Source organism: Flavobacterium sp. (assembly GCF_032153895.1).
Taxonomy (GTDB): Bacteria; Bacteroidota; Bacteroidia; order Flavobacteriales; family Flavobacteriaceae; genus Flavobacterium.
In genome coordinates this window covers 1-11,865 of record NZ_JALDYN010000026.1, presented here as the reverse complement: position 1 = coordinate 11,865, position 11,865 = coordinate 1, and the positions used below count along the sequence as shown (strand labels likewise).

Sequence of the window (11,865 nt, the reverse complement as noted above, 5' to 3'; positions counted from 1 at the left end):
TTCAAATTATTTTTATTCGACCATGATTTCGTCTACAAACAACCAGCTTTCAGCGCCAGCTCCGGGTTTTCCGTCTGGAATTTTGCCTGCATTGACTGCTACTACTTTTATGTGCGTTGCTTTTTGTTTGCCGATCGTTACACTTACAATTCCTTTCATTTTTCCAATTTCAGAAGTCGTTACTTTTTTAACTGAATTGAAATTCTTTCCATCAACAGATACTAAAACTTCAATTGCTTTCGGATAATAAATCCAACTGCCTTCACTGCTTAAAACATCTAACGTTACTTTTGAAATGGTTTGTTTTTCTCCTAAAGCGATGGTGGCTATCAAATCTTTTCCTGAAAACCCAATCCAGTCACGACCAAATCTAGCCGTGTCGCCACGCATTCCGTCTACCAAAGTAAAACTTCCGCCCAAACTGTAATTTTCGTGAGGCTGATGCACCAAACTGATATTTTTCCCAGTGGATTTTGTAACTGAAAAAACTTGTTCGATTACGGCACTTTTCTGGTTTTCGTTTTCGAAGTAAGCTGCTTTTATGGTTTGACTTTTGTCGATTACAATTGGTTGTTGGTAAACCATCGAAGTTGAAGTTGGCAATGTTCCGTCAGTAGTGAAACGAATGCTCGGATTGGTGGATTTCAAACTAAAAAGCACTCCGTTTTCATTTTCCGCACGACTTACTTTGGAAGTTACTTCAAAAATTGCTTTACTGTAATTGATACCGCGTTGGTCGTAAACCGAGAAATGTTGCAACAATCGATCTTGAAAATCTTTATAATTATTAGGACTGGAAGTTCCCCAAACCACTTCGGCTAAAGCGGCCATTCGGGGCATAATCATGTATTCGACATGGTTTGGCGTTTCGATATATTCCGTCCAGAGATTGCCTTGCGCTCCCAAAATATATTTGGCTTCTTCTTTCGATAATGCATCAGGTGTCGGATTGAACGAATATACTTTTTCTACTGTGGTGTAACCGCCAAAAGCAATCGGTTCATTCTTCGGTTCTCCTTGATAATGGTCAAAATAACAATGTGATCCCGGCGTCATTACTACAGGATGCTTTTGCTTGGCTGCTGCGATGCCGCCTTCAGTTCCGCGCCAGCTCATTACGGCTGCGTTGGGCGCTAAACCGCCTTCGAGAATTTCGTCCCAACCGATTATTTTTCGGCCTTTGGAGTTTACAAATTTTTCGATGCGCTTGATGAAATAACTCTGTAATTCGTGTTCATCTTTCAGGTTTTCCTTTTTTATCAAAGCCTGACAATGCTGACAATTTTTCCAACGAACTTTAGGACTTTCATCTCCGCCGATGTGAATGTATTCTGAAGGAAATAATGTTATCACTTCCGACAAAACATCTTCTAAAAACTGAAAAGTGGTTTCTTTCGGACAAAACACATCATCCAAAACACCCCAAATTTTCGCCACTTCAAACGGACCGCCCGTACAGGACAATTCCGGATAAGATGCTAAAGCCGCAACGGCATGACCAGGCATTTCGATTTCAGGAACTACAGTGATATAACGCTCTTTCGCATACGCTACAATTTCTTTGATATCTTCCTGCGTGTAAAAACCTCCGTAAAGTTTATTGTCAAATTTTTGTTCGGAATAATGACCTATCATAGAACCTTTTCGGAATGCTCCAACTTCGGTTAGTTTTGGATATTTTTTGATTTCGATGCGCCAACCCTGATCGTCGGTTAAATGCCAGTGAAAGGTATTCATTTTGTACATCGCCAGATAATCGATGTACTTTTTGATGAATTCCTTCGGAAAGAAGTGACGGCAAACGTCTAAATGCATGCCACGCCAGGAATATTTGGGTTCGTCTTTTATCTTAACACAAGAAACTTTTAACTCGCTTATTTTTTCAACAGGAAGCAATTGTTGTAAAGTTTGAAACGCATAAAACAAACCTAAATTACTTTTGGCAAAAATTCGGATTTGCTGAGCGGTTACTTCTAACTGATAAGCTCCTGAATCATTAGCTTCTGGATTTTCAACTTGTATCTGAATTATATTCTCTGAACTTTTGGAATTATTGACCGTTAACAGTTGAAAGCCATAATTGGATTGTAAAAACTGATTGAATAGTCTTATTTCATTGCTTTTTTGAGAATTTTCAGCTAAAAGCAATGTTGCTTTGTTTAAGATAAAATTTCCATTTTGAACCTGCATTTCTTTGGGTTGCGGAAGTAAAGGCAACGCATTTTGCGCCGTTCCTGAAACCGAAATCAGTAGCCCTAAAAAAATAAAAAAGCGTAACATTTAATAGTGTGTTGTTTTGCTAAAAGTACTAAATAAAAAAAGCTCCACAACTTGCGGAGCTTTTTATTATCACAATTTTGGGTTTATTTATCCCTGAATGCGTCGATTTGTGCCTGAACTTCAGCTTCGGTGCCTTCGAATACTTTTTCTTCGGTTGTGGCTTTTCCGTCAACATCGGAAGTGATTTTTACGGTTGCTTTTACTTTACCGTCAACCACTTCTTTATTGATTGAAATCTGTTTCGAAACTTCTTTAGTCATCATGCCTTTTTCTGCACAACAGGCCATTTTACAATCGGCTTTTTTCATGAATTTACCGTTTTCGTCGAAATGCGACATACACATCGCTTTTTCTTCTTCGGAACAACCCATTTCGTCACACATTTTAGCACATTCGTCTTTGGTCATGGTTGCCATTTTAGCCATGTCGCATTTCATGTGATGTCCGGCATGCATTTCTGTTTTGGAACAACAGGCGGCTTTCGCATCAGAAGAACCGTGTCCGCTTCCTAAAATCGGAGCAATTACCAAGCCTACCAAACACGTTAATTTGATTAAAATGTTCATCGATGGGCCCGATGTATCTTTGAATGGATCTCCAACTGTATCTCCAGTTACGGCAGCTTTGTGTGCATCGGAACCTTTAAAAGTCATTTCCCCGTTAATCATTACACCGGCTTCGAACGATTTTTTTGCATTGTCCCAAGCACCACCGGCGTTGTTTTGGAAAATTGCCCAAAGTACCCCGGAAACGCAAACTCCTGCCATATAGCCACCAAGTGCCTCTGCTCCCATTAAAGCGCCAACAATGATTGGCGTAATAATCGTAATGGCTCCCGGCAACATCATCTCGCGTAAAGCGGCTTGCGTAGAAATATCCACACATTTTCCGTATTCAGGTTTTCCGGTTCCTTCCATGATTCCAGGGATTTCCCGGAACTGACGACGAACCTCGTTTACCATGTCCATCGCTGCTTTTCCTACGGATTGCATCGCTAAAGCCGAGAAAATTACCGGAATCATTCCTCCGATAAATAAGGCTGCTAAAACATCGGCTTTGAAAATATTGATACCGTCAATTCCCGTAAAGGTTACATACGCAGCAAATAAAGCAAGTGCCGTTAACGCTGCCGAAGCAATCGCAAAACCTTTTCCTACGGCTGCAGTTGTATTTCCTACCGAGTCTAAAACGTCGGTTCTTTGACGTACTTCTTTTGGCAATTCGCTCATTTCGGCTACACCTCCTGCGTTATCAGCAATTGGTCCGAAAGCATCGATGGCTAATTGCATCGCTGTTGTTGCCATCATTGCTGAAGCAGCAATTGCTACTCCGTAAAAACCTGCCAATTCATAAGAACCCCAAATTGCTAAAGCAAAAAGGATTACAGACGAAAAAGTCGATTTCATACCCGTAGCCAAACCTGCAATAATGTTAGTAGCCGCACCTGTTGAAGAATTCTGAACGATGTTCAAAACTGGTTTTTTACCTAAAGCAGTATAATATTCTGTGAAAGCAGAAATCAACCAACCTACCGCCAAACCAACTAAAGTTGCGTAGAAAATGTGACGGCTTGGAATTTCTTTGATGCCTTCTCCGAAGAATTTCATATTGATAGTTTCCGGCAACATCATGTCGATTAAGAACCAACATGCAACAACCGTTAACGCCAACGAAACATAATTTCCTAAGTTTAAAGCACCTTGAACTTGTGCTTCTTTCGCATCATTATTACTGATTTTCACGAAGAAAGTTCCGATGATGGAAGACAAAATTCCAACTCCGGCGATAACCAACGGAAGTAAAATTGGTCCCATTCCATTGAACGCATCCGAAAACTGAGCACCCGCCGCTTCCGACATATCTTTAATGATATAGTTTCCTAAAACCATAGAGGCTAAAACTGTTGCTACATACGAACCAAACAAATCGGCTCCCATACCGGCTACATCTCCTACGTTGTCCCCTACGTTATCGGCGATGGTTGCCGGGTTACGCGGATCGTCTTCCGGAATTCCGGCTTCTACTTTTCCTACTAAGTCAGCACCTACGTCGGCAGCTTTAGTGTAAATTCCACCACCTACACGAGCGAAAAGTGCAATGGATTCGGCTCCTAAAGAGAAACCTGCTAATGCTTCCAAAGCAATGGTCATTTCATCATAAAAATTACCTGCTCCGGTTACAAACATATTGGTGAACAATATAAAGAATATACTTAACCCTAAAACAGCCAAACCTGCCACACCTAAGCCCATAACGGTTCCTCCTGAAAAGGAAACTTTTAAAGCCTGCGGCAAACTGGTTTTAGCAGCTTGCGTTGTACGGACATTTGCCTGAGTAGCAATACGCATTCCGATGTTTCCAGCTAAAGCGGAAAAGAACGCTCCGAATACAAACGCAACAACAATAATCCAATGCGAGGTTTCCACAAATCGGGAAACGGCAAATAAAGCAATTGAAGCAATAATAACAAAGACAGCCAAAATTCGATATTCAGCTTTTAAGAATGCCATGGCACCTTCCTGAATACTTTTCGAAATGCCTTGCATTTTTTCGTCACCTGCGTCCTGACTCTTCACCCAAGATGCTTTGATAGCCATGAACACAAGACCTAATATGGCCAATACTATCGGCACATAAACAATCATTTTCTCCATAAATTTGGTTTGGTATTTAGTTAATTTTCGTAAATATAACGAAACCCAAACAAATAAAAAAGCAACATTCTTTACAGAACATTGCTTTTTTTATAAAATTTTAGGAAATCTATTATTTAATACTAAACAAGCCTTCCGGTTTATTTTCGATAGCATTGAAACGTTCAACACACTCTTTTAAGATTCTTTTTGCTTCGTTTAAATCACCCCATCCTTCTACATCAACTTTTTTGTTTTCCAAATCTTTGTATACTTGGAAGAAGTGCTCAATTTCTTTCACTAAGTGCGGGTTCATATCGCTCAAATCGTCTAATTTATTCCAGATTGGGTCTGAAACCGGTACACAAATAATTTTCTCATCTGGTCCTTTATCATCAGCCATGTGAAATACACCGATTGGTTTTACTTCAATCACACATCCAGGGAAAGTTGGTTTGGTAACCAATACCAATACGTCTAACGGATCACCATCTAAAGCTAAAGTTTCAGGAATGAAACCGTAGTCTGCAGGGTACATCATTGAAGAGAACAACATTCTGTCAAAACGCATTCTTTTTAAATCGAAATCGTATTCGTATTTGTTTCGGCTTCCGCGTGGAATCTCAACTAATACATCAAAAGTGGTTACTTTATCAGCTGTCATTTTTATTTACTTGTTTAATTTTGAGGGTGCAAAAGTAGTACAAAACAAGCTGATTTACAAGAAACATCAATTCTAAAAAAAGAAATTTAGCATTAATTTGATGCAATTTTAATATGGGTTCTTTCGGCCTCGTTTTCTGAGATAATAATGCCAAAGAAAAAAAGTAGCTCCCGAACGATACGGCTTCCAGTTTTCAGCATAACTTTCCATAGTCTCTTTGTCATGGATATCGAACAACTCTTTGATGGTATTCACTACCGCAACATCTCCTAACGGAATAATATCGGGCGATTGCAGGCAAAACATTAGATAGACATCGATAGTCCAATGACCGATGCCTTTGATTTGGATTAATTCAGCACGAACCGTTTCAGCATCTTTAGAGGCAAGACTTTCCACATCCAACTGCCTGTCTAAAATTGCTTGTGAAAGTGCTTTTAAATACGATGTTTTTTGACGGCTTACCCCACAACTACGAAAGTCTTCATCGGAAAAAACAACTATATTTCCAGGAATAAAATTTGGAATCGCTTTCTTGATTTTCAGAAAGGTCGCTTTGGCAGAATCAATGGAAACCTGTTGCTCCAAAATAAGCAAACACAACGTTTCAAAACCCGGAAGTCGTGTTACGAAAACCGGTCTGCCGTACAGCTCGACGATTGTTTTAAACTTTTCTTCTTTGGCGATTAAAATATCAATTATGGAATCCATTAGAAATAGAATCCGAACGATGCTTTTACACCAAATTTATTAGCATCCGGCAAGTTTAGGTAACTTCCACGCCATGCAAAATCAATACGTAATACTTTAAAAATGTTCCCGACTCCAGCGTGGTATTCCCAATAACCATCCGTAGGCGCACGATACGTTAAGCCTGAAGCATTGATGGCGATATTTTCATCAGAAACATTGCCATAAACCGCTTTTACACCAATAATTTCACGCCAGTTCAATTTTCTTAACAAAGGCACTCGAGAAAACAAACGCCCGTTAAAATGATGCTCCAAATGTACCGAAGCATATTCATCAGCCACGAATTCGTAGTAATTCATCAAGTTGTAAGTATTGTCGATTTGAAAATACGATTGATTACCCGGAATGATTCCCATCAAACCAAGCGGTACTTTCCCGAAAATTTTTCCGGTTTCGAAGGTCGGAAACAAACGCCCGAAGCCTCCAATTAAAATTGGGTGACGGTAATACAACTGCAGTTTTTGATAGTTAAAGTCGCTATCTAAAACCCCTTTCATTCCCTGGCTGTAATTTACAAAAACTCTTGGGAAATTATAGTCCACTAATTGTCGTTCTACGCCGTGACCGATGGTTTTTCGCTTTGGCGTGTAATCCACCATGAAATTCACTTCGGATTGTTTTACTTGACTTTGGATGTTGCCGTCTTCGTCAAAATAATCCAAACTGAATTTATCCCAAGCCGACTTCAAAGTACGATACGTCAACCCGGTTTGAAAAGTTAGGTTTTTAATCGGTTCCATTTCTGCCGACAACATCGACAAATTAATAGAAGTCAACTTGTCGTTATTTCCACTCGAAAACAAGGAGTTGGAGGCAAAACTTCGTCCTAAAACATCATTGGTTGTCGTTAGACTCACTCCAATTTGCTCGATATCGCGACGGTTCCCTCCGGATAAAATGAAACGGTTTTTCTTATTCAGCAACACTTTCCCTGAAATTCCGTACTTGAATTGACCATCACTAAAACCATACGCGGTGTAAGCTTGAATTCGCCATGGGTCGTTGGGTCCAAAATAGGTTCTTCCGCCGGCACGCAAACGTAATCCTTCGACATTATTATAGCCAAAAGTCGAGAAAAGCGGTCCGTAATCCATCTTCCATTTTGGAATTTCAATGTAGCCGCTGGCTAAAATCGTGGCTAAATTATAGATACGCTTGAACTTCGGAATAGTGTTTAAAGTATCCAACAATCCGTAAATTCCTTTTTCGTTTTTATTCAGGTTTTCGAAACGGTTCTCACTCCAGAATTCATCGGTTTTACTATAGACTTCCGGATCGAAATTATCGACTTCTTCTTTGTAAAACTTATCTTCCTTCGGAATATTAAACTGATGATTGCGATACAAAGACGTTCGTTTGCCATAAACTCCTTTGGATTCTTCTTTCTTTGAAAAACTGAAATCCGACATCATGTGATCGCGTTTCAACAAGAAAACCGAATCGTTCAATACTTCAAAATCCTGTTCAATATAAATTTCCTTAACCCAGTTGATGTTTGCACTTTTACTGGCTTCCAAATTGATTTTTTTAATCGCAAACGTCGTGTCATTTACCCAAAAATCTCCTTTAAACGTTAATTCGTTCTTTCGTCTCGGATAGTAAATAATATTGAAACACCATTTGTTGTCGATATAAGCACTGTCAGCCAACACATAATTATAAACGTTGATTCCGGTACGAGAAAGCGGACTCACGAAATCCTTGTCGAAAAATTTCAGGTAGTTGTTGTAAATATCGTATTCGGCATACAGATCCTTGATAAACGTGCTTACTCCATCGCCTTGTCCTAAACCGGAGTTTTTGCTCGCAGTAACGATTTCTTTTTTACGATTGCTGACATTATCCCCGTAAACCTGACTCAAATTCTCGTTTAAAAAAATTGGCAAAAAGGCTTTTCCGGTTACGCGTGAAGTATCGATTCTATCCCAAATAAACTCCATGCCTTTGAAAATTTTGCTCGACATGAAAGCACTGTCAATGGAGTTCAAATCAAATTCAATCTTTTCGTACTTATCATATTGATACTGATTGAACATGTGCAAACCGTTCTTTCGTTTGCGTTCCCAAATTTTACGAAGAATATCCAAGGCTGGATTGTTTTTCTTTGAGGTTTTTCCGGTATAGATTTTAACTTCCTGAATTTGATTATCCGGTACGATTTTAATTTTTAAATTCAGATTAACCGCTTGAGGCAAATTCGTTTCAACTGCCTTATAACCAACAAACGAAGCCACGAGTGTTTTGTATGTTTTATCCGATTGCAAATAAAAACGACCGTTTTCATCGGCTACAATTCCTTCGGTAGATCCTTTAAAAAACACATTGGCATATCCCATCGGTTGGTTCGTTTCATCATACACCACACCACCTACTTTGGTTTGCGCCAAAAGGGAAACCCAAGAAAATAAAACAACTAAAGACAGGATAATTTTTTTCATATTCTTTCAAAAAAAAAAAACTTCATCAACGTACTGCTGATGAAGTTTCAAATATAAAGTATTTTTTCTTACTTGTATAGTACTTTTTTCACTGCTTTTACCACGTCGTTCGCGTTAGGCAACCACTCTTTTAACAAGGTTGGCGAATACGGTGCTGGCGTATCGGCAGTAGTGATTCTTTGTACCGGAGCATCCAAATAATCGAACGCTTTTTCCTGAACCATATAGGTAATTTCAGAAGCAACGGATGCAAATGGCCAAGCTTCTTCCAACACCACTAATCTATTAGTTTTCTTAACCGATGTTAAAATCGTTTCGTAATCCATCGGGCGAACCGTTCTTAAATCGATAATTTCACATGAAATTCCTTCTTTTGCCAATTCGTCAGCAGCAGTATAGGCTTCTTTGATAATTTTTCCGAAAGAAACTATAGTCACATCTGTTCCTTCTCTTTTGATATCGGCAACACCTAACGGAATTGTGTATTCACCTTCTGGCACTTCTCCTTTATCACCATACATTTGTTCCGATTCCATAAAGATTACCGGATCATTGTCACGGATAGCCGATTTCAACAAACCTTTCGCATCATATGGATTGGAAGGAACTACAACTTTAAGTCCCGGCGTATTGGCGAACCAATTTTCGAAAGCCTGAGAGTGCGTAGCTGCTAATTGTCCCGCAGAAGCTGTTGGACCACGAAATACCATCGGCATTGGAAATTGTCCGGCAGACATCTGGCGCATTTTAGCTGCGTTGTTGATAATCTGATCGATACCTACTAACGAGAAGTTGAAGGTCATGAATTCCACAATCGGACGACAACCGTTCATTGTTGAACCTACTGCAATTCCTGCGAAACCAAGTTCTGCGATTGGCGTGTCGATTACTCGTTTTGGACCGAATTCATCTAACATACCTTTCGACGCTTTGTAGGCACCGTTATATTCCGCTACTTCTTCACCCATTAAATATACCGATTCATCGCGACGCATTTCTTCGCTCATCGCCTCACAAACCGCTTCTCTAAACTGTATCGTTCTCATGTATTTTTCTTTATCCAAAAATTATTGAAAGGCAAAAATAAAAATTTTATATCAGTTATGGCACATATATTAAAGTATAACACAAATTATTTCAGGTTTTTGATGAAATTTGATAGCGTTTCAGCATTTTTCATCTACCAAGTTGAATTTAACTTTAAACATAACTCAATCATCAACCTTTTTTACAATCGATTTATGCTTTTAATTCAAGGATTATATCGATTTACAAACAAAATCGCATTTATTATGCATGCATAGTAAATTATTGAAATTATTTGATTAAATTCGTAGCCCAGAAATATAATCAACTTATAACTTTATAACAATGAAAATATTAGTTTGCATCAGCCACGTGCCTGATACTACTTCAAAAATTAATTTCATTAACGGTGATACGGAATTCGACACTAACGGTGTACAATACGTAATCAATCCTAATGACGAGTTTGGTTTAACAAGAGCTATTTGGTTCAAAGAACAACAAGGTGCTAATGTAACTGTAGTTAACGTTGGTGGAGCCGATGCAGAAGCTACTTTAAGAAAAGCATTAGCCATCGGTGCTGATGAAGCTATCCGTGTAAACGCTAACCCAACTGACGGTTTTTTCGTAGCAAAACAATTAGCAGAAGTTGTTAAACAAGGAAACTACGATTTAGTAATCGCCGGAAAAGAATCTTTAGATTACAACGGCGGAATGGTTCCAGGAATGTTAGCCGCTTTAACCGGAGCAGATTTCGTGAACTCTTGTATCGGATTAGACATCAACGGAACAGCTGCAAAAGCAGTTCGTGAAATTGATGGCGGTAAAGAAACCATCTCAGCTAACTTACCATTAGTAGTTGGAGGTCAAAAAGGAATCGTAGACGAAAAAGACTTGCGCATCCCGAACATGAGAGGAATCATGACAGCAAGAACCAAAGCGTTACAAGTTTTAGAGCCTGTTGCTGCAAACGCTGAAACTAAATCAGTAAAATTTGAAAAGCCAGCTGCTAAATCAGCAGTGAAATTGGTTAGCCCGGACAACTTAGACGAATTAATCAACTTATTACATAACGAAGCGAAAGTAATCTAATAGAATTCTTTCATTATTAAACTTTAAACAAAAAAGACTATGTCAATTTTAATATACGCGGAATCCGCAGAAGGAAAATTTAAAAAAGTAGCTTTCGAGTTAGCTTCTTATGCTAAAAAGGTAGCTTCAGCAATGGGAACAACTGTTACCGCTGTTACAGTGAATGCAGGAAACGTTTCTGACTTATCAAAATACGGTGTAGACAAAGTATTAAAAGTAACTAACGATAAATTAGGTGCTTTCAACGCTAAAGCTTACGCAGATGTTATCAAACAAGCCGCTCAAAAAGAAGGAACAAAAGTAGTTATCTTATCTTCTACAACAGATTCTTTATACTTAGCTCCGCTTGTAGCTGTAGGATTGAATGCAGGCTATGCTTCTAACGTAGTAGCATTACCGGAAAGCACTTCTCCTTTCACAGTGAAAAGAAATGCATTTTCAAACAAAGCTTTCAACATCACTGAACTTACAACTGATGTAAAAGTTTTAGGGATTGCTAAAAACTCATTCGGATTGGTTGAAACTACTTCATCATTAACTGAAGAAGATTTCTCTCCATCATTAAACGATGCTGATTTCTCTGTAAAAGTTGAATCAGTTGAAAAAGTATCTGGAAAAGTAACGATTGCCGATGCTGAAATTGTGGTTTCTGCCGGACGCGGAATGAAAGGTCCAGAAAACTGGGGCATGATTGAAGAATTGGCATCCGTTTTAGGAGCTGCTACAGCTTGTTCAAAACCAGTTTCTGATTTAGGTTGGAGATCACACAGCGAGCACGTTGGACAAACTGGAAAACCGGTTGCTTCTAACTTGTATATCGCAGTAGGAATTTCTGGAGCGATTCAGCATATTGCCGGAATCAACTCTTCTAAAGTAAAAGTAGTTATCAATTCTGATCCGGAAGCTCCTTTCTTTAAAGTAGCGGATTACGGAGTTGTAGGAGACGCTTTCCAAATCGTTCCTGCCTTAATTGAAAAAT

General features: G+C 39.0%; 8 protein-coding genes. 2 read left to right on the top strand and 6 right to left on the bottom strand.

Going from position 1 to position 11,865, the window contains the following annotated elements:
- Window positions 1-12: 12 nt before the first annotated feature.
- The 6 genes from RUH60_RS09125 to RUH60_RS09100 all read right to left on the bottom strand — a co-directional run bounded on the left by RUH60_RS09125 (window position 13) and on the right by RUH60_RS09100 (window position 9,814).
- Entirely contained in the window at window positions 13-2,280 is a 2,268-nt protein-coding gene (locus RUH60_RS09125) for a family 20 glycosylhydrolase (RefSeq protein WP_313807574.1), read from the bottom strand.
- 83 nt (window positions 2,281-2,363) lie between these two features.
- Window positions 2,364-4,934: a sodium-translocating pyrophosphatase gene (locus tag RUH60_RS09120; RefSeq protein WP_313807572.1), complete on the bottom strand. Its 2,571-nt coding sequence runs from the start codon at window positions 4,932-4,934 to the stop codon at window positions 2,364-2,366.
- A gap of 112 nt (window positions 4,935-5,046) precedes the next feature.
- Window positions 5,047-5,577: an inorganic diphosphatase gene (locus RUH60_RS09115; RefSeq protein WP_313807570.1), complete on the bottom strand. Its 531-nt coding sequence runs from the start codon at window positions 5,575-5,577 to the stop codon at window positions 5,047-5,049.
- A gap of 108 nt (window positions 5,578-5,685) precedes the next feature.
- Entirely contained in the window at window positions 5,686-6,288 is a 603-nt protein-coding gene (locus RUH60_RS09110; RefSeq protein WP_313807568.1) for a DNA-3-methyladenine glycosylase 2 family protein, read from the bottom strand.
- Window positions 6,288-8,768, bottom strand: a complete 2,481-nt coding sequence (locus RUH60_RS09105) for a DUF5686 family protein (protein ID WP_313807566.1) — start codon at window positions 8,766-8,768, stop codon at window positions 6,288-6,290. The genes RUH60_RS09110 and RUH60_RS09105 overlap by 1 nt, the downstream gene beginning before the upstream one ends.
- 68 nt (window positions 8,769-8,836) lie before the next feature.
- Window positions 8,837-9,814 (bottom strand): pyruvate dehydrogenase complex E1 component subunit beta, encoded by a 978-nt coding sequence (locus RUH60_RS09100; protein ID WP_313807564.1) that lies wholly within the window; start codon window positions 9,812-9,814, stop codon window positions 8,837-8,839.
- 325 nt (window positions 9,815-10,139) lie between these two features.
- Between RUH60_RS09100 and RUH60_RS09095 the strand changes: the two genes are divergently transcribed.
- Together RUH60_RS09095 and RUH60_RS09090 are read left to right on the top strand one after the other, a co-directional pair.
- Window positions 10,140-10,886 (top strand): electron transfer flavoprotein subunit beta/FixA family protein, encoded by a 747-nt coding sequence (locus tag RUH60_RS09095; protein WP_313807562.1) that lies wholly within the window; start codon window positions 10,140-10,142, stop codon window positions 10,884-10,886.
- A gap of 39 nt (window positions 10,887-10,925) precedes the next feature.
- The coding region (locus RUH60_RS09090) for an electron transfer flavoprotein subunit alpha/FixB family protein (RefSeq protein WP_313807560.1) at window positions 10,926-11,865 on the top strand (940 nt) is incomplete at its 3' end.

Bases quoted from the DNA above. Each gene is read 5' to 3' on its own strand.
- RUH60_RS09125 (WP_313807574.1), bottom strand. From the start codon at position 2,280: ATGTTACGCTTTTTTATTTTTTTAGGGCTACTGATTTCGGTTTCAGGA.
- RUH60_RS09120 (WP_313807572.1), bottom strand. From the start codon at position 4,934: ATGGAGAAAATGATTGTTTATGTGCCGATAGTATTGGCCATATTAGGT.
- RUH60_RS09115 (WP_313807570.1), bottom strand. From the start codon at position 5,577: ATGACAGCTGATAAAGTAACCACTTTTGATGTATTAGTTGAGATTCCA.
- RUH60_RS09110 (WP_313807568.1), bottom strand. From the start codon at position 6,288: ATGGATTCCATAATTGATATTTTAATCGCCAAAGAAGAAAAGTTTAAA.
- RUH60_RS09105 (WP_313807566.1), bottom strand. From the start codon at position 8,768: ATGAAAAAAATTATCCTGTCTTTAGTTGTTTTATTTTCTTGGGTTTCC.
- RUH60_RS09100 (WP_313807564.1), bottom strand. From the start codon at position 9,814: ATGAGAACGATACAGTTTAGAGAAGCGGTTTGTGAGGCGATGAGCGAA.
- RUH60_RS09095 (WP_313807562.1), top strand. From the start codon at position 10,140: ATGAAAATATTAGTTTGCATCAGCCACGTGCCTGATACTACTTCAAAA.